The following is a 23,734-nucleotide window of genomic DNA, read 5'->3' on the forward strand; positions in this document are numbered from 1 at the left end:
AAAAAATAAAAGGAGGTTGTTATTATGCATAAAAACAGTAAAGTAAATGAGAAGTTGATTGTACAGCCAGTATTTGTCAGTTTAATGCATCAGCATCGTTTTATGGGACCATGCCGTTATGGGTTTGGCGAAGAACTGAGTTATGAATTTGATCATAATGCAGCAGAAAAAGATTTGGCAGAATTTAATTCTGAAATCGCAGAAAATGTCGATCCGAATCTTGTGGAATTATTAGATACTCAATTTATCGAATGGCATGAAGATTTTGCTGTTCCTGATGATCAAGTCGAAAAAGCAATTGAGAATAATCAGAAGGTCGATGCATATTTGATTTCTGGTACACGATTAATTGCATATGTTTCCACTATTTTGGCAAAAAGAACAAATAAACCATTATTCTTCTGTCCGTTAACATCAAGTAAATATTCACGTTTGGGTGGTATTGATTCTACTGCACATATGAAAGCATTAGGATTTAAAGAAATGTATAACGCTTTGAATTATGACGATTTGAATAGAATGTTCCGTTTATTAAGAACAAGAAAAGCTATTCATGATACAAAATTGCTATTTGCCCTTCGTGATAATGTAATTTCATTTGGTTGTGTTAGTTCATTTATTAATTTACAGGATATTACTGATCGATTTGGAATGGAAATTTTAAACTTTAATGGACTAGAATTCTTTAAGATTATGGATGAATTCACAGATGAAGAAAACAATGAAGCAAAACGTATTGCGGATGGTTTGGTAAAAGATGCAAATTGTATGCATATGCCTGCTGAAAATGTAGTAAATGATACGCGTTTCTATGTTGCTGTAAATAAAATGCTGGATTTATTCAATTGTAGTGCATTTACGATTCCATGTTTTGAAATGTGTGCTACAAGAGAACTGGATAAACGTCATTTAACGTTCTGTTTAACAAATTCTTTACTGAAAGATGGTGGCATTCCAGCAGCATGCGCCGCAGATGTTGGTTCTGTTGTTTCTTTGGCTATTTTAATGAACTTAACGAGAAAATCACCACATATGGGAAACTGTATGGTAAATGTGAAGGACTTAGAAAACAATACCATGAGAATTTTACATGATGTTTGTACAAAGAAGATGAAAGGCTATGATGAACCAGATTTACCTATTGATTATGTAAGCTTTACAAGAGGAAACTGGGGAACAACTATGCGTTATGACTTCGCAAAAGATAAAGGCAATGCAATTACCATGATCAATTTAAGTCCAAGAATGGATAAGATGATGATCGCAAAAGGTGAGATTACTGGATGTGATGATTTCTTAACTCAGGAATGTCGTCATGCGGTTGTATTTAAAGTAAAAGATTCTACAGATTTCCATCGTAAAGAAGAAGATTTTGGTCATCACTTCGCATGGGTATATGGAGATTATACACAGGATTTAGCTGATTTTGCGAAATTGATGGGAATGGAAGCAGTGATTGCTTAAGGAGGACAGCGTTATGTTGAATATTCTATGTGTCTGTGGTAATGGTATGGGCACAAGTACGATTTTAAAAATCAATGTAAGAAGAATATGTGATGAGAATAACATTGATGCAAGTGTTGAATCATGTGCTTTTGGTGAAGCTCTTGCATACTTACAAAATACAGATATTGTGTTAACAAGTCCAGAATGGACAGCAATGCTTCCACCAACAAATGCAATTCTGGCTCAGACAAAGAATCTTGTAGATCTTGAGGGTGTTCGTGAAACATTGATGAATACAATCAAAGAACATTTTCCAGAAGAATTGCACAAATAAAACAGAAGCAGCGAATTTTCGCTGCTTCACTTTATCATAAAGGATTGGAGGTTTTTATGTTTAAAGAACTTATAGATAAAGGATTGGTTTCTTTTTATGATGGTTTTGATGATTGGAGAGATTCTATAACCGCAAGCTGTCAGCCAATGCTTGAAAAAGGCATTATTGATCAAGGATATATTGTTTCTATTTTTGCTTGTATCGCAAAATATGGACCATATATTGTGTTAGCACCCAATATTGCGATGCCACATTCCACAGAAAGTGGTGATGATGTTCATGGTACAGAAGTTGGTTTCATGCGAGTAGCGAAACCAGTGCATTTTGAAAAAGGAAATCCAGATAAAGATGCACGTATCTTCTTTGTTTTAGCCAGTATAAATCACGATGCACACATGAAACAAATGATGCAGCTTGCGACAATATTAGCGGATAAAGATATTGTCAATGCATTGATCAATGCCGAAAATAATAATGATTTGATTGAAATCGATAAGAAATTTAATCTATCAACATGGGAGTAAATGACTACTCCCTTTTTCTTTGGTTTGTCATAAAAAATCACATATAAATTATTTGTTTCCTATACACGAGATAGATAATACATGGATGTTTTCATTTAAAGCATATCATGAATCGCTTCACTTAGTTTAGCTAAATTATAGTCTTTGTCACAGTTTGTGACCTGATAGTAAATAAACCTTTTTCCCTTACAAAATTCTTTGATTAGAGTTGTTTTACCTACATGAATGTTTCCATAGACCGCAGCATATTCAAATCTATTTGATTCATATAATTCATTTAATTGTTCTAATTCTCGATTCCTTCCAAAAAACACGTTCATCACCACTTTCATATAGTTTGTATCTAAACGTATTTTAACATTATAAAAAGGTAACATCAATAAGAAGTACCTTTTATTGGAATAATTACTTAAGCTGATTGGGATATGTAAAGAATTAGATTCTATTTAGTTATATCGTATATAGTTATGAATGATAATATTTTTAAAGTCATCAAAATCCTTACATTTTTTAATTTCAGATATAACATCCTGTTCATTGACCAGTGATATTAGTGACTCATAAAGCTCATGAAAATGCTTGTTATCTAATTTATTAAACGCAATCATAAATATGACATTCACATTACGAGAATCTGTCCATTTTACGCCTTTGGGGCAGATTGCTACTGCAATACTTGTTTTATAAGCACTCATTTTCATAGGATGTGGAATTGCGATATTCATAAAAGCCGTAGAACTGGCATTTTCCCGTTTCCATACTTCTTCCTTAAAATCTGAGGCAACATATCCTAATGATATCATTTGATCAGCTAAAAGCTCTATGATTTCTTCTTTACGTGCTGTTCTATCATTCATGATATAAAATAATTCAGGATTGAAATATAAACTGATATTGTCCGCAATGATGTTGCCTTTCTTTTTGTTTTCTATTTTTATGATGGCGTCCATGATTTTATTTTTTTCATAATTCATATTGAACGGTGAAAGTAAAACGGATAGATAATTGCCTTTTGATACTACAGGGATTGTTGTGATTAATAGATCAAATATCTCATTTTCTAGTTCATTTTCAAAAGAAATCACTTTTTTTATTTCTACTTGTTCACCAAAATCCATTAAAATTTTATTATAAAGCATGGAACTTACGTTTAAATATTCTGGGCACAAAATTATACAGCTGACTTTGTATTCAATACTCTTTTTTCTTTCAATTTCTGTACCAACATGAAGGGCTAAAAATGCGATTTCATCCTCACTAATTTCATATCCAAAGATCTGCATTAACTGATAAGCCATAAAGGTTGAAATATCATATATTGTGGGGCAGGAAATTTTGATGGACTCTAACATTGGGTTTTTAATGACTGTATGATTTAATAATCGCTGTTTCAGATTTTTTAAATGCAATGCGAAAGGTGTCATGAAACTTTCTGAACTTAAATCCACAAAATAATGCTGATCAATGCTTTGGATTAAATCCTTTGTGATGGTTAATATATCTTGTGGTACGACTTTTGATAAATCATCTCCTTGTTCCTTTATGTGGAAATTGGCATTGGTCTTAAATAGAATATACACTTCAAACATTTCTGAAGATGTAAAAGTAACTTGAAATATATCTTCTAATGCTGTGCATAATTCTGTGATAATTGGATGCTTTTTAATAATTAAGTCAGTAGTATGATCATCAGAATCAGCGATATGATTACCATTATGAATTCTATTGACCATAATCGTTACATGTAAAATTAAATTGATAAAAGAGAAGTCATTGATATAGTAATGGTGCTTTTGGAAGATATCTTTTATGACATTACAAGCCTTCTCAATATCATAGTCTGGAAAGCTTTCCTGAAGAAACGTCAAATCTAAAAAGTTGCCACTTGCTTCTTCAGACATCACATGTGTAATTAATTTACGTTTATTTTTTTCTGAACCATAGATTTTAATTTTGTTATCCTGGCAAGAAAATGTAATGTTGAAATTCGCAAAAGAAGTATTCATCTTATAAATATCATTTTTTAGCGTAGAATCGCTGATAAACAGCTCATCACATATATCAAAAAGGTCAATTTCTATCTGCTTTTCCAGCAATAATTTCTTGATAATATAAATACAGCGACCATCATAGTCTTGTGGAATATTATCTTTATAATGCAATAATACGGAAGCTTTGTGTTTATCTATTTCATAGCCTCTATTATTGGAGTTGATTAATTCAGGAAATTGAAAATTTAAATCGGATATATAAGATTTCACAGTTCTAATAGAAATAGAAAGAGATTTTGATAATTCTTCTGAAGTGGTTCTATTGTGTTTATACAGATATTCTATTAACTCTTCTTGCTTTTTCTTCATCATTTTCACTTCCTTTTTTAGCATTACTAAGTATATTATAATGGTTTTTTCAGTATTGTGAAACTGGAAAATTGCACCGTGCAATTATTGCTTTTGCACAGTGCATTTTTTCGTTTGAGAGAAATGAATGAGAATGGTTAAATGTAGATGTAAAGTTCAAGAACTTGCATTACGAAGAAGGAGGTCATTAAGTTATGGCACAATTACATATTTACTTATGCTGTGGAGGGGGATTGTCATCAGGTTTTTTGGCTCAGAAAGCTAGGGCAGCAGCAAAAAAATCGAAAATTGATGTAACAGTAGAAGCAAAGAGTGAAAGCGAAGTAACACAATATTTACCGAAAATGGATATTCTGTGTATCGGACCACACTATGAATTTCGTCTAAAAGCTTTTCAGGAATTAGCAGAACCTTATCAAATTCCAGTCATTGTTATTCCAGAAGAAATTTATTCCATGCTGGATGGAAAAGCATTATTAGAGCTTGTACTTCAGGAATTAAAAGTAGAGAAAGATTAAAAATTTGGAGGATAAAATATGAATGCAATAATGAGTTGGTTTACAGACAAGTTGGCACCCGGGATGCAAAAGATATTTGCAAATCCATGGATTAGTGCTGTCGCAAGTGCAATGCAAAAAATATTACCATTTATCTTAGTTGGATCCGTTGTTTCTATATACAATGTATTTGTAAGATATATTCCAGCTTTACCAGATATGAGCTTTGTGAATACATTCAGTTTTGGCATGATGTCATTAATCGTATCTTTTATGGTAGCCTATTTTGGCATGGTAGAACTTGATCATCCTAAATATACTATTACAGCGGGTCTTACTTCTTTAACTGTTTTTGTGATGGCATTATGTCCATCTATGGCAACTCTGTTGAAAAATGCAGAAACTGGAAAAATGGAATTAACGATTACAGATATCAATTTCTTAGGTGGTAGTGGATTATTTATCGCAATTATTGTCGCATTGGTTGTCATGATTGTTTTCCACCTTTATGCGAAATTACATGTATTAGAAAATAGTGCAACAATGCCGGATTTTGTTTGCGAGTGGATCAATAATATTATCCCTATGACATTTATTTATCTATTGTTTGGTATTACAGTATTCACAATTAATTTCGATTTAGTCGCATTTATTAATATGGTATTCCAGCCAGTTGTAAATATTGGTCAGTCTTTACCAGGTTTTGTGATTATCTGTTTCTTATATGTATTGCTTTATTCCGTAGGTATTTCTGCATGGTCTTTAAATGCTATCGTAAAACCAATTTTGATGGCTGGAATTGCGGCGAATGCCGAACTTGCATTAGCAGGTGGACAACCAATAAATATTGTCACAACTGAAACGATATTTACGACTGCTTTGATCGCAATGGGAGGCCTAGGTGGTACATTGCCACTTAATTTCTTAATGTTGTTTAAATGTAAATCAAAGAAACTAAAAACAATGGGAAAAATTTGTTTAGGACCTTCCATATTTAATATCAATGAGCCATTGGTATATGGTGCACCAATTGTATTTAATCCATTATTGATGATTCCTATGTGGATGAATTCTATTGTTGGCGCATTAGTTGTATGGTTTATCATGAGTGCAGGATTCTTAAACATCCCAGCAGGTGTAAACAATATTTCACGTATTCCGGCTCCAATTTGTACATGGTTAACAACGGATGATATGAGAGCATTCTTATGGTTCTTTGTATTATTTGCCATTTATACATTGATTTGGTATCCATTCTTAATGAAGTATGATAAGCAATTGGTAAAAGAAGAACAAGAAAAGAATGCATAAGCAGGATTGGTTATAGAAAGGAAGAGTTTTAATGGATGAAAACAATATATTAATACCTGTTTCCATGAAAATCATCATGAAAGCAGGGAATGCCAGAACAAAAGCAAATGAAGCGATGGATGATGTTGCAGCATTCCAATTTGAAGAAGCAAAAAACAAAATAGCAGAAGCAAGAATTGAAATCACAAAAGCACATCAGGAACAAACAGAAATTATACAAAAGGAAGCCGCTGGTGTACATTATGAATCTTGTTTATTGTTTACACACGCACAAGATACATTGATGACCATTATGAGTGAAGTGAATCTTGCAGAAAAGATGATTCTTGTATTTGAGAGCTTTTATAAGCAGAAAGATAGATAAAGTTATGCGTATGAATGATATTTACAAAGATTGTATAAAAGATAGCTTTCCTAAAGATTTTCTTTGGGGTGTAGCCATCAGTGCCAAACAGGCAGAAGGTGCAAAAGACAGAGCAATCACGGTTGCGGATTTGCAAGATTATAACCCGAATGATACATCTAAAGTAAAGGGTGATTTAAGTAAACAAGAAATATTAGATCGTCTACAACATCCAGACCAATATTACTTTCCCAAAAAACAGGGAATTAACTTTTATGAAACATATCAGGAAGATATAAAGCTGCTTACAGAAATGGGAATCAAATGTTTTCGCTTCTCTATCAGCTGGGCCAGAATCTATCCAAATGGTGCGGAACAGGAAGTAAGTGAAACAGGATTACAGTTTTATGAACATATTTTGGATATGTTAAAAGAACGACAAATTGAACCGATTGTGACCTTATACCATGATGATATGCCAGTAGATTTAGCATTAAAATATAATGGCTTTATGAGTAAAAAAGTGATTGATTTATATGTTGAATATGCCACAGTTGTAATGAAAAGATTTAAAGATAAAGTAACATATTGGATACCAGTCAATCAGATTAATCTTACAAGAGTTGGTTTAAGTTCAATTGGCGTTATCAAGGATACTGTCACAGATCTTGATAAAATTAAGTATCAGGGAGTACACCATAAATTTATCGCATGTGCGAAAGTAAAAGAAATTGGTGTAAAGATAAATCCTAGCTTTAAATTTGGCGCAATGTTAGCGGATTTCCTTGTGAATCCTATGACTTGTAAGCCAGAAGATGTAAGCTTTGCGACTGAGAAAAATCAAATGACAATGTATTTTTATTCAGATGTACAATTGCGTGGTAAGTATCCAGGATATGCCATTCGTTATTTCAAAGATAATGGCATTGATATTGAAATGAATCAAGATGAATTGGAATTGATTGTGCGTCATACATTAGATTTCCTTGCGATTAGTTATTATAATTCTAATGTTGTCAGTGCTGATAAAAACTCTATGGCCATTGGGGATTCTCAACTGAACCCATACTTGAAAGCTAATCCATGGGGATGGACCATAAATCCTTTAGGGTTATATGATGGTTTCCTTCGCTATTGGGATCGCTATGAAAAGCCTTTAATGATTGCAGAAAATGGTTTTGGGCAAATTGAAGAACTACCTGAAAATCATATTATTCAGGATGATTATCGTATTGATTATATCCAAGAACACATAAAGGCAATACAAAAAGCGATACAACATGGTGTAGAGGTATTTGCCTATTGTGCATGGTCGCCAATCGATATGGTATCTTCTGGAACAAGTGAAATGAAAAAGCGTTATGGTTTTATTTATAATGATCAAGATGATTTTGGAAATGGAACGTATCAACGCTATCCTAAAGCATCATTCTATTGGTATCAGTCATTAATTAAAAAAAATGGTATGATTGATTAGATATTGAAGAAAACATTCTCTTTGAGGATGTTTTTTGACTTTTAAATGATATATTCTTGTTCATTATTTATCGTTATGTTATGATGAAATTAGATAGAGCCAATATCAAAAACATCGCTTTAAAATCAAGATAATTTATGAAAAAAGTTAGGAGATATGGACATGAAAAAGCATAAGGGAATCAAAATTGCACTACTATCTATACTCATCATCCTCATTGGCATCACCATTATACAAGCCATCATTTTTGATAAAAAAGGTAGGAGTGATATCACTGTGCCAACGTTGTGTGAGAAATATCATTTAAATCTTGAAGATATTGATCAAAGTCAAATCAGTAAAGTACAAGGATTTCTGAAGCGGCCATATTATGAAATCAGACTGCAATTTGATACATATCATATGGAATTTTATATTGATGGAAAAGAAAAAGACTTAACTGATAAAAATATCACAGATACAAAAACACTTCATTTACCTGCTGGAGATTTGAAACTTACAAGAGTAAATGTAGCAGGTGAAGGCGTTGAAATATTCAACTATTTTAGTTTAGAAAATTCAGTTTCTCATTATCATGGTTTTTTAGTAAAACCACAAGATGAAGATGAAAAATTCAACGAAAAGAACATGAAGGAAATCTCAACAATATTTGAATCTATTTTCCAATGAAAATGTGCAGAGGATATCTGCACATTTTATACGTTTGGAATCTTTTTATGAACTATAATTATTTCGTCAGTTATTTACAACATCTTCCAAGGTATACTTTTTTCCACCATATAATCGTTGTTCCTCTACAGAAATCAATTCTTCTTTTAGTTTTAATATAGCTTCACGTTGTTCAGTATTCACAACAAAAAAATAACTCAGTTGTAACTAACTAAGTTATAACTGAATTAATAAAATCCCTTTATTCAAGGGATTTATCACGATATTTATAATATAATTTCAAGACATCTCTGGCGAGTAATTCATCAATAATCAATGTATTGATATATCCACCATTTAATGCACCAAACAAGCACTTTGCTTTCTTGGTACCTACTGCCACAGCAACTACATTTTCGATATTCTGAAGATCATCCAAGGAAATTCCTATTACTTTTTTATCTAATTCCGGATCGGCAAGACTGCCATCCATCTTAATAAAATGGGCCAATAAAACACCAACGACACCTTCTTGTACCAGCTTTTTCTTTACCTCTGGTGTCAGTGTGCTTTCCCATGCTTTTGTCTTGCTGTTATACAACTCACCAACACTTGTTAATACAACTTTTGCATCTCTTGCTTCATTAAGTACGCGTTGAATAATTGGCTCCTTCGCAAGACTGTCACGAATGATATCATTTTCTACCACAAGAGGAGAGTAAATCTGAGAGAAACTGCCTTCATATTTATCTACCAGTGTACGTATTAATTCAGGGGTATTATAAGCGGAGTTATTATTGCTTTCTGTAGTGCCCATCAGCTGGATAACATTGATATGTTTCTTGCTTGTTGGTTTAATTTCTTCCACTACATGATATACTGTTTCACCCCAGGTAATGCCAATTGGCGTATGGATTTCCAAAATACTGTCGAGATGCTGTGCAGCCATTTGTGTGACACGTTTCATCAACATTTCAAAACTGGTACCATAATCCTTTGCGACAATAACATCTTTTAACTGATAGATATTTTTCAATTCATTTTCTAGACGGAAAACACGCTCCATAGGATAGTTGATTTTAATTTCCACTACCTTTTCTTCGATCGCTTTTGATAACAATCGTGATACTTTAGAACGTGAAAAAAACAGGCGGTCCGCAATTTCCTGCTGACTTAATCCTCTTTCAAAATATAAAGAAGCTACTTCTGCCATAATACCGGCATTCTCATCATTATTTCTCATATTTACCTCCATGTGTAGCGCAAAACACCTGTGGTTATCGCAGGTGTTTTTCTAAATCAAGTCGATGGTATTGTTCGCTTGGACAATCATTTTCTTTCATAAGTTTGATCATTTTCTGAATCATCTGATTTTCAACTTCCTCGTTATGAAGTGGCTGCAGTTGACCAGGATCATTTACATTATCAAACAGCAGGTTTCCAAAATGGGCAACGCGGTATTTATCATTGGCAGGAATCTTTAAAGTTTTGCATAGCTTTGTGAAAGGAAATGGTTCCTGTAAGGTGGCTTCCTGTAATTGGGAAACAGGAACCCGCCTTGTCATGTAGACTGGCATGAGTGTGTAATTATAAATATCGTTCGCCCGTTTTGGAAGTGCTGCACGCATATAGGTGTAATGACCATCAGTGACATTTACATGTCCACTAAATACACCATAGATTGCGGCCTCACGTACTGGTTTATCCTCTGTAATCACATCGGATAAGATATGTCCTTGCATATCCTGAGGAATTGGCAGATTGAAGTAATCCAAAATGGTTGGTGCCCAGTCAATCAATTGTACAAGAGAATTTCGATGTACATCTTTCACTGGGTGTTTAGGATCCCATATAAACATTGGCGTATTTGCGATTTCATTGTAGTAAGGCATCTGGTTTTTACCCCAGTAGCCATGTTCCGATAACAGGAAGCCATGATCAGTACCAACGATCAACATGGTATCTTTCCATAAATCATAGCGATCCATAAGATCAAGTACACGTCCTAAGTGGTGATCACACATGGATACCAAAGAACGATACTGATGTTTACAATGTTCTATTTCTTCTTCACTTTGTGTGACTTTTCCACGTGGCCAGTCAAAGTGTTTTCCTTCGTATTCTTCAGGATATAACTCTTGATATTTATCAGGTGAGAAGAATGGTTCATGTGGATCAAAGGTTTCAATTTGAAGCAGCCAGTTATCTTCTTTATGATTCTTTTCAATAAATTCACAGCCTAAATCAAATACTTGTGAAGAAGGGAACTGTTTCTCATCTTTGATATATTCACGATTGACCCAATCATATTTCCAACCACTGGCAACGCCTGTGCCATCTTGTTTTGTTGGTGTAAAAACAACAGGTGGTATATCGACATCACCAACACAGCCTTTCCAATGATCCCCTTCCTGACCACGTACAATCTCCCAGGAACTGTAGCGGTTATGGTAGGTGCATCCGCCATCTTCCCAATAGTGAAGATGATCACTAATTAAGTGAGTGTAAACGCCATTTTTCTTTAAGATTTCTGGCATAGAATCATCAAATGGTTCCAGAGGTCCCCATTCTCTATGTAAGAAGTTGTGACGTCCTGTATGCAGCTCACGACGAGCTGGCATACAAGGCATACTGCCAACATAAGATTGATCAAAAGTAACTGCGTGTTCTCCTAATCGAAGAAAGTTTGGTGCGATTGTTTCGCAATCAGGTTCATAATTTGGAAGATATCTTCTATTTAAGCTATCGTAAAATACTATGATTGCTTTCATAGGCCTATTTTACTCGGGCATCAGGGAAGTATTCATCAACGATCTTACTAATGGAAGCCGCAATACCTTTACCATCCATAATATTTACGACTTTGATTACGTGTTCTTCTGGCTGAAATGTAACACCTTCCGCAAGCTTTGTGGATATTGCAATGATATCTGTCCAGTCCTTCATGGAAGGCATTTCTCCAACAGCTGTATGTTTTACTTCAGCGTTAATACCTTCTGCGACTAATGCTTTCTTTACAATACTTTCAGAAATGGCGCTGCTTCCTACACCATAACCACAAACGAATAATACATGTACTTTGTCTTTCATATCGATTACCTCCTAGTTATTAAAATAAATTACCGATAAATTTCATTACTTCTGTGACTGCAGGCCAGAATGTTGAGAAGTCAAACATACCAGACCAACCTGCACCTTGTGGATACATCATTAAGTGGATTGCCCAAATAGTACCAAATGTCTGAATGAAACCTAATAATATAGAGCATACGATGATAGATTTTACTCCACCATATTTGTTTGCGACGATACCAATAGGACCACCACTGAAGAATAAAGGTGTAAATCCAGGTAAAACCATAACTGTACTATGTGTTGCAAGCAGAATTAACATTGCCAGAACAGTACCAATGGTAGTGAAGATAAAACCTAAAGTTGCGGCGTTTGGTGAGAAAGGCAGCATGGCAGCTACATCGATTGCTGGGACAGCGTTTGGCACAAGTTTTTCTTGAATACCTTTGAATGCACCAGTTAATTCACCACACATCATACGAACACCAGTTAACAGAATGACCATATCCATAGAGAAATTGATACCTGTTAAAATAATGAAATTAAACCAGTGCTGTTTACCTGCAAGTTCTTGAATACCACTAATGCCTAATGGTGACATGAAGGCACCTACGAACACTGCCATGATCAATGCGACAGATGTTACGTTATTGTTGAAGATGGATAACCATCCAGGAAGTTTTAAGTTTTCTGCGTCCTGTTCAGGATTACCAAAGAATTTTGCGATTTTACCGAAGAACCAGATACCAATCTGCTGATTGTGTCCTACTGTAAATCCAGCGCCACCGGTAACATCATCAATTGTTTTATAAGCAAGTGTTGTTGAGAATGCCCAATAGATACCAACTAAGATACCAGAGATGATGACAGCGGTTGATCCTGAAACGCCAAGTACTGCGATGACTAACCATAAGATTGCCTGAGAATGTGCAATACCAGCATTACCAGTTAAGAATACACCTTTTGCTTTGGTATATTTACCAAGCCATACCAGTAATAAGTTTACTGCGAATGCGATTAAGAATACATATCCAACAAGTCCGAATGCATTTCCTAATGCTTCCTGTGTAGTAGATTTCATTGCATAGGAATCCATGATATAACCTTGAATTCCAAATGAATTTGCGACTGCGGTCGTAATTGGTTTGAAGATATTACTGAATTGTGTTCCACCGAAGATGACCATTTGAATACCAACCATGGCACTGATGGTTCCTGTAATAATTTTAACTGGTTTTTCTTTGTTTAAAATGTATCCAATACAGATCAATAATCCTATCAGGATAACTGGTTCTGTAAGGAAATCATTAACTAAGAATTTAAAAAATCCACTCATTGTGTTTCCTCCTCAAATGTTAGTGTTTCAAACATTTCATATAGTTTCTCTGCATCATTTGTATGTAGAATTTTTTCCATTGTATCTGGATCACCTAAGATTTCAGCGACTTTGGCTAACATAGTTAAATGATTTTCGTTATCTACGCAGGCAATCGGCATGATGAAGGTTGCCTTGCTGGCTTCATCTGAATCAAAATAGACAGGTTTTTCCAGTTTTAGAATACTAATGGAATTTTTTAAAACTCTGCCTTCACTTCTTGCATGAGGCATTGCGATATCAGGAGCGATAACGATATAAGATCCTAAGTCTATCACAGTCTGAATCATTGCATCAATATATGATTCTTGTATACATTGGTGTTCCAGCAATGGTTTTGCGGCAATTCTGATTGCTTCTTTCCATGTGTCCACATGATCCATTGTCTGAATAAAATCCTTTTCAATTAGTTTTCTTTCCATTTCTTTCTCCTTCCATCGGTATGTGTAAGCGCTTCACATTTATAAAATACCCTCTGTTTTACACAAATGTCAATGATTTAGAAATTATTGCACATATGTGCAGAAACTGTTTCTTACGTTTTCTGCAACTTGCACATTTTTTATTATTTAGCCTTTTGAAATAGTGCTCTTTACTTTCTTTTCTAATACTGGATATGCAGCAGAACTTATAGAAAATAAATCTCCGCTTTTGGTTTCTACGCTATACATATCGATTAATCCAAACATACCTTTTACTTTTTTGATTTCTTTTACTTGTTTAAACTTGAAATATTTATGATAAAAGTAAAATCCTTTATCATCATAGTAGAAGGAATTGATGGTGATTGCATTGATTAATTCGCCAATACTGATAAGAGTTATCATTATACCAAGACCAGTCATAGAAGGATTATTAATATTCACGATGGCGAGAATACAGCCAATAATACATAGTAATACGAAACTGAGAATAGAGAACCAGCTTCCTCTTACACAATATAATTGCGGTTTTTGTGTTAAACGTTGTTTAATGGTTTTGTTTACCAAAATGCTTTGATGGACTCTTTTTGACATAATAAACAGTCCTAATACGGAAAATATAATAACAATGATCATAATTTTCACAGCCTTTCTTTACTGATTTTATATTAATCAAATTCTCATATACTCTCAATAGAGCGAACAAAATTGCAGAAAAAAGGACAAATGCGCACAAATAACGATGAAAATATAATAAAAAAATGCACATATGTGCATTTTTATGTGTTTTTACTGAAAAAACAGACTGGCTTTTTTAGACCAGTCTGTTTTACATCTTTAAAAGTTTAAAGATGATAGATAAACAATACGATGTCTACACAATCAGAAATAGTAAAATTAGCATAAGGAAAGGAAATTTCTGTCAATGAACTTATATTATTGGGAAATAGTCATTCATTAAGCATATGGACAAACATGTGTGTTCATACATCGTTTGCTTATGGCTCACTATAGAAATTATCTATAGTATTACCTAAATTTGGATTATTTATCAAGCTTTTAAGATTTATCTTTTTCATCATAATTATAGAAAGGAGGCAATCCTACTGCATTTAAACCATATTCATGAAATTCTTCCAATATATCTTTATTAACACGATTATCCGTAATGACATATTGAAAGGCACTTGCATCAGCAATAATGAATTGATGTATGGTGCCAATTTTTGTACTGTCAGCTAATAAAAATATTTCACCTTTACATTGATTAATCATCATTTCATTAATTGATACTTCATGTAAAACAGCGGTACTCATACCTGTGTGTATATCAAAGCCACTACATCCTAAAAAGCATTTGTTTGCGGTAACACGATGCAAATTCGTAAGAGCAAAATCTCCAACCATAGACTCTTTAGGAATACGTAGCTCACCACCACTTAATACGATAGAAACTAAAGGATCATGTTCCATAAAAATTGCTTTTCCATTGTTGGTAATCACTGTGACTCTTTTTCCTCGTATATACTTCAATACAAGTAATGCAGTAGAACTGGTATTAATGAAAATAGTATCACCATTTTCAACATATTGTGCCGCATATTTAGCGATAGCATGTTTATATGGCTCATTTGATTTTGTAGGATCTTTACTTTCTAAATGTTGAATGATTTTAGCACCACCATAAAATCGATGGACAAGACCTTTATCTTCCCAATATTGCAAATCCCGCCGTATCGTTAAAGGGGAAACTTGAAATTGTTCAGCTAAATCGTCAACGGATACTTCTATCTTTGCTTGAACTTCCTTTAAAACTGATTTTCTACGTGAAGCAACAAGAATATTTTTTGTTTTCATATGTGTACCTTATTTAGCTTTCCCACTTTTTATAATCATATCCTGTAAAGCTTTTTCAATCTGAATATTTTTACAGTGTTTATCCAGCTCCCACATAACTCTCTTTAATTGCATGTTTCTAAAAATCAGTTTAAAGTGATGATTTTTACTGTAGCAAACCACTTGAAATTTAGACTGTTGACAAACAGATACTTCAATTTTATCCACAGTATTCCAAGAAATAGTAAAAAAGACTTTTTCAAAACCATTATCACTAATGCCTCTTCTAATTGCAAATGTTGAAAATAGGAATGTGTACACACAAATGTTTCTTACAATTTCCATAAGCGTGATTTTTTCTGTGATTGGAAATATGATAATTACAAAAAACATGATTAAGGCAATTGTAAAGATATCATCATGACCTTTCACTAGAATTTTTTTGTTTCGTTTAATGACCATGTAAAGGATATAAAAACATCCTAAAATTAGTAGAATTGAAATTAATAAATTTAAATAGTACATGATCGCACCTCCATTTGATTGCTTCTATGGTCATGATACCACGCTGAATGGTATAAAACAATCATAAAATGAATTAAAACACCTATTAAATACTAAAAAATCCATAAAAACGCACAAGTGTTCCTAAAAAACATTGAATTAAATGAATGATATGATATAAAAAATGTAAGAGCTAACAATATTTTGGAGGTTAGCAGAAAAGGAGGTTGTAAAATGGATTTATCAAAAGTTAGTTGGAAAAATGCAAAAGAAAAACTTACAGGACAGCCAGTTATGTTACTGTTTGGTTCGGTAGAAGAACATGGTTATCATCTTCCCATGGATACAGACACACAAATTATGAATGCAATAGTGGAGTCTTTAGAACAGGATTTTAAGATACATCATTATCCAGCAATAACATTTGGACAGGTATGGTCTGCTAAAGATTATGAAGGTACTGTTTCAATAAATGAAGATGTGTTGATGATGTATGGTGAAGAGGTTGTAAAAAGTATGATGCGTGCGAAAGTGTCAAAAGTAATTTTATATTCATTCCATAATGGAAATTTAAGTTGCTTAAAAAAGATACAAAGGCAAATAAAGGAAGATGGATTTCAAGAAATATATATTTTATCTTACCCAAACATTGATAAAGATGTTTCTTACTTACTTGACTCATCTTTACCAAATGGTATTTGGCATGCAGGAGAACTGGAAACTTCTTTGATGTTGTATTTGAATGAAAAAGATGTAGATTTGACGAAAGCAGTAGTAGAAGATCAAGGTGCAAATAGGAAACAACAGCTTCGCGGGGATAGTTGGCGCAATTTTAACAAATCAGGAGCCTTTGGAAATCCTGCTATAGCAACAAAAGAAAAAGGCAGAAAAATTTATGAACAGATAATTTGCAAATTAAAAAAAGATTTAGAAATTATTTTAGAAGAGGAGTAAAAATATGAAAAACGATAAAATAAAATTAATTGTATGTGATTTAGATGGCACTTTGTTAAACAGCAAAAAAGAATTGACAAAGGCAAGTATTGATACGTTAAAAGAAGCAAAGCAAAGAAGTATATGTGTATGTTATGCAAGTGGGCGTTATGATCAGATGATGTCTGTTTATTCTGAAGCAATTGGTGGTGCTGATTATTTATTATCATGCAATGGGGCTTATGTGAAATCAATAGATGGAGAAATTTTATATAAAGAATGTTTAGATGATGGTGTTAAAGAAAAAATTTATGAGTATTTGTATGAACACGATATGGTGGCAATGACTTATACAACAGATCATATGTATTATGTGAAAGACAGTGAAGTTTTAATGAAAAGAATAACAGATTATGAAGCATTAGCAAAAAGCAAGGGATATCCAATTAAATTACCAGCAACTCCAATTGAGTTAACTGGGTGTCATGATTTCATAAAAGATGTAATCAAAATCGTAGCATATGATGAGCCAGATAGATTAAGCGCATTTTCTGACTATGTTTCAAAACTAGATCATGTAAAAAATGAAAGTACAGGGTATGGATTAATGGGTGTATTTCATCCTGAAGTATCTAAATATTCTGGTATAGAAGCAATAAAAAAAGCAATGAATATTACTGATGAAAATGTTATTGTATTTGGAGATTACGATAATGACTTAAGTATGTTTGCTTGTGCTAAACATAGTGTTGCTATGGCGAATGCAAGTGAAAATGTTAAAAAAGCAGCAACGGATTTTACACTATCTAATGATGAAGATGGTGTGTCAGAATATATCAAACATAACATATTTTGATAAATGTTTGATTTCATGAGAACATGCATAAAAATGTACATAAAAAATAAAAAACAGACAAAACAGGCGATAAAATTCGTATAAAATGAACAATATTCGTAAAATTTTATTGACGAATTGCTTATTACAGCGCATAATCTAATCGTAAAGTGTTTGCAAGCGCTATCAACAAGGCAGGAAAATATGAATAGTTTGATATAAAAAATTCTATAATAAGACCTGTCGCTCAAAATGAGGAAGGAGAAACAAAATGGATTTCAATTGGTTATTAGATTTGTTGTTAAAACAGATATTCGGTCAACCGTTTATCTTGATTGGTTTAATCGTATTAATCGGTTACCTGGCAATGAATCAGAAATTTTCAAAAGCATTAACAGGAGCATTAAAAGCAGCAATTGGTATTATCGTTATGGGTATGGGTTCTGGTGCTTTGATTGCGAACTTCAATAAGCTGATTGTCGCAATACAAACTGCTACAGGAATTACTGGTGCCGGACTTAACACTTATCCTACAATGACTGCCGCATATGAAAAAATGGATGCAATACTAGGCTCAGGAACAGGAGCTAGCTGGGGAATTTATACATTACTTGTGGCATTTATCTTAAACTTAATCTTTGTTGCTTTACGTAAATATACAAAAATCAGAGCTGTATATTTAACTGGAAATGCAATGATCGTACAGGCAGGTATCTCAACTTACATCGTATGGAAGTTCTTAGGTACTGGTATGATTCCAACCATTATTATTGCTTCAATTATTACAGCATTATATTGGGGAATTTTCTCAACAATGTTGATAAAACCAACACATTTGATTACTGGCGCAGACTTCACAGTTGCTCACCAGCAGATGTTTGCAAGTTATATCGCTTATAAAGTGGCTCCATTTATTGGAAACCCTGAGAAAGACGATATTGAAAAGAAGAAATTACCTGCTTCATTAAATATCCTACAGGATAACGTTATCGCAACAGCATTGGTAATGTTCTTGTCAGTCGCAATTATCTTCTTGGTTATTGGATCTAAAAATATTGACTGGCTGCGTGGACCTGAAGGTTTAGCACAAGCTGGTTTAACAAACAATCTTGTATTCCTATTCTGGATTACAATTACATTAACAGCAAACATCTATGTACTGTTAGCTGGTGTACGTATGTTTGTTGGTGAAATTATGATGTCATTCAAAGGTATTTCTGAAAAATTATTACCTGGTGCAGTAGCTGGTGTAGACTGTGCAGCAACTTTCGCTTTCGCACCTAAATCAGTTGTATTAGGTCTTGTATTTGGTACTGTTGGACAGGTTCTTGGATTATTAGGATTGATCGTATTTAAGACTCCAATCTTCTTAATTCCTGGATTTATTCCATTGTTCTTCGATAACGCAACAATTGCAATCTTCGCTAATAAATTTGGTGGATGGAAAGCAGCTGGTGTTATTTGTACTTTGAACGGTTTTGTTCAGATTTTCGGTTCTATGTTAGCTGTTCAGATGACTGGCTTATCATGGTGGCAAGGTAGTGCAGACTATGCAACTGTATGGGTAGCAATCATCGGAATCTTAAAAGCTATTGGATCAATGTTAGGTATACCAGTAGGAGCATAAGCCTACAGATATAAATATTAATAGGAGGTAACATTATGCATAAAAACAGTAAAGTTAATGAAAAATTAGTAGTACAGCCAGTGTTTGTCAGCCTAATGCACAAACACGCATTTATGGGGCCTTGTCGTTATGGGTGTGGAGAAGAATTGAGTTACGAATTTGATTATAACGCAGCTCAAAAAGATTTAGCAAACTTCAATGATGATATTGCTAAATATGTTGATCACAGATATGTTGAATTACTAGATACAAAATTCATCGAATGGCATGAAGATTTCGCAGTTCCTGATGAAGCAGTTGAAGAAGCAACTTCAAGAAATGATGAAGTAGATGTATATTTAATTTCTGGTACAAGACTTATATCTTATGTATCAACAATTCTTGCGAAGAGAACCAATAAACCATTGGCATTCTGTCCATTATCAACAAGTAAATATTCTCGTTTAGGCGGCATTGATGCTACAGCACACATGCGTGCATTAGGCTTTAATGAAATGTATAACGCATTAAACTATGATGATTTAAATAGAACTTTCCGTTTATTAAAAGCTAGAAAAGCGTTGAAAGATACAAAATTATTGTATGCATTGAGAAACAATGTATTATCATTTGGTTGTGTAAGCTCATTTATCAATCTTCAGGATGTTACAGATCGTTTTGGAATGGAAATCCTTAATTATAATGGATTAGAATTCTTTAAGATTATGGATGAATTTACAGATGAAGAAAATGAAGAAGCAAAACGTATTGCAGAAAAACTAGTAACTGAAGCAAACGGTGTACACATGCCAGCTGAAAATGTAGTAAACGACGTTCGTTTCTACTTGGCAGTAAATAAGATGTTAAATCTTTATAACTGTAGTGCATTCACAATTCCTTGCTTTGAAATGTGTGCAACTATGGAATTGAATAAACGTCATTTAACATTCTGTTTAACAAACTCTCTATTAAAAGACGAAGGAATTCCTGCAGCTTGTGCAGCTGATGTTGGTTCTGTTATCTCATTGGCAATTCTGATGAATATTGCTAGAAAATCTCCACATATGGGTAACTGTATGGTTCGTGTACAAGATATGGAAAACAATACAATGAGAATTCTGCACGATGTTTGTACTAAGAAAATGAAGGGTTATGATGAACCAGATCTTCCAATCGATTATGTAAGTTTCACAAAGGGCAACTGGGGTGCAACAATGCGCTATGACTTTGCGAAAGATAAAGGTGAAACTATTACAATGATCAACATGAGTCCTAGAATGGATAAGATGATGATTGCAAAAGGTGAAATCACAGGATGCGATGATTTCTTAACTCAGGAATGTCGTCATGCTGTTGTATTCAAAGTTGCTGATGCAAGAGATTTCCATGAAAAAGAAGCTGATTTCGGACATCACTATGCATGGGTATATGGAGATTATACAAAAGACCTTGAAGAATTCGCTAAACTGATGGGCATTGAACCAGTCATCGCTTAATTAAAATAACATAAAACAAAGACCAAAATTGGCTAAGGAGGAAACGTTTATGTTAAAAATCTTATGTGTTTGTGGTAATGGAATGGGTACAAGTACAATCTTAAAAATCAATGTTAGAAAAATTTGTGATGAAAATAATATTGATGCAGAAGTAGAATCTTGTGCTTTTGGTGAAGCATTGGCTTATCTTTCTAATACTGATTTAGTATTAACAAGTCCAGAATGGTCTTCTATGCTTCCACCAACTGATGCTGTATTAGCACAAACAAAAAATTTGGTAGATCTAGATGGTGTAAAAGAAACATTGATCAATGCCATTAAAGAACATTTTCCAAATGAAATGAAATAATGAACGGAAGCAGCGATTGATCATCTTTCGCTGCTTTCTGTATATGGGAAGGAGATACTATGTACGATGTCTATAATATAAGAAAAGATTTCCCGATGTTGAAAAAAAACATGCAAGAGCATCCTTATATATTTCTTGATAATTGTGCGACGACATTAAAACCAGAAAGTGTGATTGATGCCGTATGTGATTATTATAGAAATTATAGTGCCAATGCAAATAGAGGTGATTATGATTTCAGTTATCTAGTGGATGAACGTATTGAGCATGCACGAAAACATGTAGCTGATTTTATTCATGCGAAAAAAACAAGAGAAATCGTATTTACAAGTGGAGCAAGTGGCGCATTAAATCTGGTAGCATATGGATATGGAAGAAAGCATTTAAAAAAAGGTGATGTTGTATTAACAACAGAAGCTGAACATGCTTCCTGTATCTTGCCTTGGATGCGTGTTGTAGAAGAAAAAGGTGCTGTTTTAAAATACATTCCCTTAAATGAAAAAGGCGAATTAACAGCTGAAGCTGTTTCATCCATGATGGATGAACATGTTAAAATGATTGTAACAGCGCATATCACAAATGTATTAGGCTATATTGCGCCAATGAAAGAAATTTGCGAAGTAGCCCATCGATACGGTGCTTTGGTATTGGTAGATGGTGCCCAAAGTGTGCCACATTTGCCTACAGATGTACAAGAAATGGATTGTGATTTTTTAGCATTTTCTGGACATAAAATGTGTGGACCAACTGGCATAGGTGTACTTTATGGAAAAATGGAACTTTTACAATCTATGGATACCTTATTTTTAGGTGGCGCCAGTAATGCTAATTATGATATGTGTGGAAATATTCAATTAAAACAGCCACCATATAAATTTGAGGCAGGAACACAGCCTTTAGAAGCAATTTTCGGATTAGATGCCGCAATCACATATTTAGAAACTTTAGGCATGAAGAACATACACCAACATGAAGTAGAACTACACGATTATGCAATTTCTGAATTAAAGAAAATGGATCATATCAAGCTTTATAATCCCGATACAACAACAGGTATCATAACATTTAATGTAAAAGATATCTTTGGATTAGATGTTGCTAAATATTTTAATCATCATGGTATTGCAGTTAGAACAGGACAACATTGCTCAAAATTATTAGTAGATCGATTAGAAGATTATTCCACAATTCGTGCTAGTATTTATCTTTATACCACAAAAGAAGATATTGATAAATTCTTAGAAGTATGTAGAAATGCCACAAAGAAAAACTGCTTTGAATTAATATTCAAGGGATAGGAGATATAATATAATGAGTAAAGTAGATGAAATAACAAGAGAATCATGGATTCTTGGCGCATTCCCAGAATGGGGAACATGGCTGAATGAAGAAATCGATCAGGAAGTAGTAGAAAAAGGAACATTCGCAATGTGGTGGATCGGCTGTACAGGTCTTTGGATCAAAACAGAAAACGACACAAACATCTCTATCGACTTATGGTTTGGAAATGGTAAACGTACAAAGAAAACAAAAGAAATGGCACCATTCCACCAGATGAGAAACATGACAGGCGGACGTATGACACAGCCAAACTTAAGAGCTGCGCCAATCGTATACGATCCATTCGCAGTCACAAAAGTAGACGCAGTATTATCAACACACTATCACAACGATCACATCGATCCATTCTATGCAGCAGCAGTATTAAAGAACTGTGAAGGCGATGTACCATTCATCGGACCAGCAAAGAGTGTTGAAAAATGGTTAAGTTATGGTGTACCAGCAGAACGTTGTATCACAGTAAAACCAGGCGATGTTGTAAAAGTAAAAGATACAGAAATCATCGTTGTGGACAGCTTCGATAGAACATGCTTAGTTACAAATGATGAGGATGTCAGAGGCGTATGCCCAACAGATATGGATGAAAAAGCAGTCAACTATATCATTAAGACACCAGCAGGAAGCATTTACCACAGTGGAGATTCTCACTATTCCACATATTACGCAAAACATGGAAAAGATTATGATATCGATGTAGCGTTAGGATCATATGGAGAAAACCCAATCGGAAACCAGGATAAGATGACAAGTGTGGATATCTTAAGAATGGCAGAAGCATTACAGTGTAAAGTAGTGATTCCATTCCACTATGATGTATGGACAAACTTCAAAGCAGATCCACAGGAAATCATGATGTTATACAACTATAAGAAAGATGTATTACAGTATCAGTTCCACCCATTCATTTGGGATGTTGGAGGAAAATACGTATGGCCAACAGATAAAGACAAATACCAGTTCCACTATCGCAGAGGATTTGAAGATTGCTTTACTGATGAACCAAACGTTCCATTCAGATCAATTCT

Annotated in this window: 25 protein-coding genes; 15 read left to right on the forward strand and 10 right to left on the reverse strand. The window is 33.8% G+C overall.

All coding sequences use genetic code 11. The features are described from left to right. Nucleotides 1–24 precede the first annotated feature (24 nt). From DW114_RS14885 to DW114_RS14895, 3 genes are read left to right on the forward strand one after another with little or no spacing between them, the layout of a single operon-like run. The gene (locus tag DW114_RS14885; RefSeq protein ID WP_117454531.1) at nt 25–1,464 is read left to right on the forward strand and encodes a hypothetical protein; all 1,440 of its coding nucleotides are present in this window, start codon (nt 25–27) and stop codon (nt 1,462–1,464) included. Between the two features lie 13 nt (nt 1,465–1,477). After that, nucleotides 1,478–1,780, forward strand: coding sequence for a PTS sugar transporter subunit IIB (locus DW114_RS14890; protein WP_117454532.1), 303 nt, complete (start codon nt 1,478–1,480; stop codon nt 1,778–1,780). A 56-nt stretch (nt 1,781–1,836) separates the two neighbouring features. Next, a complete protein-coding gene (locus DW114_RS14895) occupies nt 1,837–2,304 on the forward strand; it encodes a PTS sugar transporter subunit IIA (RefSeq protein ID WP_117454533.1) in 468 nt (155 codons plus the stop codon). Nucleotides 2,305–2,399: 95 nt separating this feature from the next. Here the strand turns inward: DW114_RS14895 and DW114_RS14900 are convergent, their stop codons facing one another. Together DW114_RS14900 and DW114_RS14905 are read right to left on the reverse strand one after the other, a co-directional pair. Continuing rightward, nucleotides 2,400–2,618 carry an ATP-binding protein gene (locus DW114_RS14900; protein ID WP_158552295.1) on the reverse strand — a complete coding sequence of 73 codons (219 nt, stop codon included), beginning with the start codon at nt 2,616–2,618 and terminating at the stop codon, nt 2,400–2,402. A 132-nt stretch (nt 2,619–2,750) separates the two neighbouring features. Beyond that, complete coding sequence (locus DW114_RS14905; RefSeq protein WP_117454557.1) at nt 2,751–4,664, reverse strand: BglG family transcription antiterminator; 1,914 nt, start codon at nt 4,662–4,664, stop codon at nt 2,751–2,753. Between the two features lie 194 nt (nt 4,665–4,858). Between DW114_RS14905 and DW114_RS14910 the strand changes: the two genes are divergently transcribed. The 5 genes from DW114_RS14910 (at nt 4,859) to DW114_RS14930 (ending at nt 8,961) form a co-directional block, all read left to right on the forward strand. Beyond that, nucleotides 4,859–5,182 carry a PTS sugar transporter subunit IIB gene (locus DW114_RS14910; RefSeq protein ID WP_117454535.1) on the forward strand — a complete coding sequence of 108 codons (324 nt, stop codon included), beginning with the start codon at nt 4,859–4,861 and terminating at the stop codon, nt 5,180–5,182. Nucleotides 5,183–5,200: 18 nt separating this feature from the next. After that, on the forward strand, nt 5,201–6,472 hold the full coding sequence (locus DW114_RS14915; RefSeq protein WP_117454536.1) for a PTS sugar transporter subunit IIC: 1,272 nt from the start codon (nt 5,201–5,203) through the stop codon (nt 6,470–6,472). 31 nt (nt 6,473–6,503) lie between these two features. After that, complete coding sequence (locus DW114_RS14920; RefSeq protein ID WP_117454537.1) at nt 6,504–6,836, forward strand: PTS lactose/cellobiose transporter subunit IIA; 333 nt, start codon at nt 6,504–6,506, stop codon at nt 6,834–6,836. A 10-nt stretch (nt 6,837–6,846) separates the two neighbouring features. After that, nucleotides 6,847–8,292, forward strand: a complete 1,446-nt coding sequence (locus tag DW114_RS14925; protein WP_233511374.1) for a glycoside hydrolase family 1 protein — start codon at nt 6,847–6,849, stop codon at nt 8,290–8,292. Nucleotides 8,293–8,454: 162 nt separating this feature from the next. Beyond that, nucleotides 8,455–8,961, forward strand: coding sequence for a hypothetical protein (locus DW114_RS14930; protein ID WP_117454539.1), 507 nt, complete (start codon nt 8,455–8,457; stop codon nt 8,959–8,961). Nucleotides 8,962–9,202: 241 nt separating this feature from the next. On the opposite strand, the gene DW114_RS14935 is transcribed toward DW114_RS14930, so the two are convergent. The 8 genes from DW114_RS14935 to DW114_RS14970 form a co-directional block, all read right to left on the reverse strand. Next, nucleotides 9,203–10,183 carry a sugar-binding transcriptional regulator gene (locus DW114_RS14935; protein ID WP_158552294.1) on the reverse strand — a complete coding sequence of 327 codons (981 nt, stop codon included), beginning with the start codon at nt 10,181–10,183 and terminating at the stop codon, nt 9,203–9,205. Between the two features lie 34 nt (nt 10,184–10,217). After that, entirely contained in the window at nt 10,218–11,711 is a 1,494-nt protein-coding gene (locus DW114_RS14940; RefSeq protein WP_117454541.1) for a sulfatase, read from the reverse strand. Nucleotides 11,712–11,715: 4 nt separating this feature from the next. Further along, the gene (locus DW114_RS14945) at nt 11,716–12,030 is read right to left on the reverse strand and encodes a PTS sugar transporter subunit IIB (RefSeq protein WP_117454542.1); all 315 of its coding nucleotides are present in this window, start codon (nt 12,028–12,030) and stop codon (nt 11,716–11,718) included. 19 nt (nt 12,031–12,049) lie between these two features. After that, a complete protein-coding gene (locus tag DW114_RS14950) occupies nt 12,050–13,348 on the reverse strand; it encodes a PTS sugar transporter subunit IIC (protein ID WP_117454543.1) in 1,299 nt (432 codons plus the stop codon). Beyond that, nucleotides 13,345–13,809, reverse strand: a complete 465-nt coding sequence (locus tag DW114_RS14955; RefSeq protein ID WP_117454544.1) for a PTS sugar transporter subunit IIA — start codon at nt 13,807–13,809, stop codon at nt 13,345–13,347. Before DW114_RS14955 ends, DW114_RS14950 begins: the two co-directional genes overlap by 4 nt. Before the next feature lie 147 nt (nt 13,810–13,956). After that, a complete protein-coding gene (locus DW114_RS14960; protein ID WP_147322643.1) occupies nt 13,957–14,403 on the reverse strand; it encodes a hypothetical protein in 447 nt (148 codons plus the stop codon). Nucleotides 14,404–14,868: 465 nt separating this feature from the next. Next, nucleotides 14,869–15,666 (reverse strand): DeoR/GlpR family DNA-binding transcription regulator, encoded by a 798-nt coding sequence (locus tag DW114_RS14965; RefSeq protein WP_117454546.1) that lies wholly within the window; start codon nt 15,664–15,666, stop codon nt 14,869–14,871. Between the two features lie 9 nt (nt 15,667–15,675). Continuing rightward, on the reverse strand, nt 15,676–16,170 hold the full coding sequence (locus DW114_RS14970; protein ID WP_117454547.1) for a hypothetical protein: 495 nt from the start codon (nt 16,168–16,170) through the stop codon (nt 15,676–15,678). Nucleotides 16,171–16,383: 213 nt separating this feature from the next. On the opposite strand from DW114_RS14970, the gene DW114_RS14975 reads away from it, so the two are divergent. The 7 genes from DW114_RS14975 to ulaG form a co-directional block, all read left to right on the forward strand. Continuing rightward, nucleotides 16,384–17,103 (forward strand): creatininase family protein, encoded by a 720-nt coding sequence (locus DW114_RS14975; RefSeq protein WP_117454548.1) that lies wholly within the window; start codon nt 16,384–16,386, stop codon nt 17,101–17,103. 4 nt (nt 17,104–17,107) lie between these two features. Beyond that, the gene (locus tag DW114_RS14980; protein WP_117454549.1) at nt 17,108–17,938 is read left to right on the forward strand and encodes a Cof-type HAD-IIB family hydrolase; all 831 of its coding nucleotides are present in this window, start codon (nt 17,108–17,110) and stop codon (nt 17,936–17,938) included. Nucleotides 17,939–18,188: 250 nt separating this feature from the next. After that, a complete protein-coding gene (locus tag DW114_RS14985; RefSeq protein ID WP_117454550.1) occupies nt 18,189–19,544 on the forward strand; it encodes a PTS transporter subunit IIC in 1,356 nt (451 codons plus the stop codon). Between the two features lie 35 nt (nt 19,545–19,579). Further along, nucleotides 19,580–21,019: a hypothetical protein gene (locus tag DW114_RS14990; RefSeq protein WP_117454551.1), complete on the forward strand. Its 1,440-nt coding sequence runs from the start codon at nt 19,580–19,582 to the stop codon at nt 21,017–21,019. A 49-nt stretch (nt 21,020–21,068) separates the two neighbouring features. Further along, on the forward strand, nt 21,069–21,368 hold the full coding sequence (locus DW114_RS14995; RefSeq protein ID WP_117454552.1) for a PTS sugar transporter subunit IIB: 300 nt from the start codon (nt 21,069–21,071) through the stop codon (nt 21,366–21,368). A 59-nt stretch (nt 21,369–21,427) separates the two neighbouring features. Then, on the forward strand, nt 21,428–22,666 hold the full coding sequence (locus DW114_RS15000) for an aminotransferase class V-fold PLP-dependent enzyme (RefSeq protein WP_117454553.1): 1,239 nt from the start codon (nt 21,428–21,430) through the stop codon (nt 22,664–22,666). Nucleotides 22,667–22,679: 13 nt separating this feature from the next. Further along, nucleotides 22,680–23,734, forward strand: a 1,055-nt coding sequence (gene ulaG / locus DW114_RS15005; protein ID WP_117454554.1) for an L-ascorbate 6-phosphate lactonase, incomplete at its 3' end; no start/stop codon positions are given.

It is taken from the genome of Absiella sp. AM09-50, from assembly GCF_003433845.1.
GTDB lineage: Bacteria > Bacillota_I > Bacilli_A > Erysipelotrichales > Erysipelotrichaceae > Hoskinsella > Hoskinsella hominis.

Excerpts from the sequence above, each read along its gene's own strand:
- DW114_RS14885 (WP_117454531.1), top strand. The coding sequence starts at position 25 with ATGCATAAAAACAGTAAAGTAAATGAGAAGTTGATTGTACAGCCAGTA.
- DW114_RS14890 (WP_117454532.1), top strand. The coding sequence starts at position 1,478 with ATGTTGAATATTCTATGTGTCTGTGGTAATGGTATGGGCACAAGTACG.
- DW114_RS14895 (WP_117454533.1), top strand. The coding sequence starts at position 1,837 with ATGTTTAAAGAACTTATAGATAAAGGATTGGTTTCTTTTTATGATGGT.
- DW114_RS14905 (WP_117454557.1), bottom strand. The coding sequence starts at position 4,664 with ATGAAGAAAAAGCAAGAAGAGTTAATAGAATATCTGTATAAACACAAT.
- DW114_RS14910 (WP_117454535.1), top strand. The coding sequence starts at position 4,859 with ATGGCACAATTACATATTTACTTATGCTGTGGAGGGGGATTGTCATCA.
- DW114_RS14915 (WP_117454536.1), top strand. The coding sequence starts at position 5,201 with ATGAATGCAATAATGAGTTGGTTTACAGACAAGTTGGCACCCGGGATG.
- DW114_RS14920 (WP_117454537.1), top strand. The coding sequence starts at position 6,504 with ATGGATGAAAACAATATATTAATACCTGTTTCCATGAAAATCATCATG.
- DW114_RS14925 (WP_233511374.1), top strand. The coding sequence starts at position 6,847 with ATGAATGATATTTACAAAGATTGTATAAAAGATAGCTTTCCTAAAGAT.
- DW114_RS14930 (WP_117454539.1), top strand. The coding sequence starts at position 8,455 with ATGAAAAAGCATAAGGGAATCAAAATTGCACTACTATCTATACTCATC.
- DW114_RS14935 (WP_158552294.1), bottom strand. The coding sequence starts at position 10,183 with ATGAGAAATAATGATGAGAATGCCGGTATTATGGCAGAAGTAGCTTCT.
- DW114_RS14940 (WP_117454541.1), bottom strand. The coding sequence starts at position 11,711 with ATGAAAGCAATCATAGTATTTTACGATAGCTTAAATAGAAGATATCTT.
- DW114_RS14945 (WP_117454542.1), bottom strand. The coding sequence starts at position 12,030 with ATGAAAGACAAAGTACATGTATTATTCGTTTGTGGTTATGGTGTAGGA.
- DW114_RS14950 (WP_117454543.1), bottom strand. The coding sequence starts at position 13,348 with ATGAGTGGATTTTTTAAATTCTTAGTTAATGATTTCCTTACAGAACCA.
- DW114_RS14955 (WP_117454544.1), bottom strand. The coding sequence starts at position 13,809 with ATGGAAAGAAAACTAATTGAAAAGGATTTTATTCAGACAATGGATCAT.
- DW114_RS14960 (WP_147322643.1), bottom strand. The coding sequence starts at position 14,403 with ATGTCAAAAAGAGTCCATCAAAGCATTTTGGTAAACAAAACCATTAAA.
- DW114_RS14965 (WP_117454546.1), bottom strand. The coding sequence starts at position 15,666 with ATGAAAACAAAAAATATTCTTGTTGCTTCACGTAGAAAATCAGTTTTA.
- DW114_RS14970 (WP_117454547.1), bottom strand. The coding sequence starts at position 16,170 with ATGTACTATTTAAATTTATTAATTTCAATTCTACTAATTTTAGGATGT.
- DW114_RS14975 (WP_117454548.1), top strand. The coding sequence starts at position 16,384 with ATGGATTTATCAAAAGTTAGTTGGAAAAATGCAAAAGAAAAACTTACA.
- DW114_RS14980 (WP_117454549.1), top strand. The coding sequence starts at position 17,108 with ATGAAAAACGATAAAATAAAATTAATTGTATGTGATTTAGATGGCACT.
- DW114_RS14985 (WP_117454550.1), top strand. The coding sequence starts at position 18,189 with ATGGATTTCAATTGGTTATTAGATTTGTTGTTAAAACAGATATTCGGT.
- DW114_RS14990 (WP_117454551.1), top strand. The coding sequence starts at position 19,580 with ATGCATAAAAACAGTAAAGTTAATGAAAAATTAGTAGTACAGCCAGTG.
- DW114_RS14995 (WP_117454552.1), top strand. The coding sequence starts at position 21,069 with ATGTTAAAAATCTTATGTGTTTGTGGTAATGGAATGGGTACAAGTACA.
- DW114_RS15000 (WP_117454553.1), top strand. The coding sequence starts at position 21,428 with ATGTACGATGTCTATAATATAAGAAAAGATTTCCCGATGTTGAAAAAA.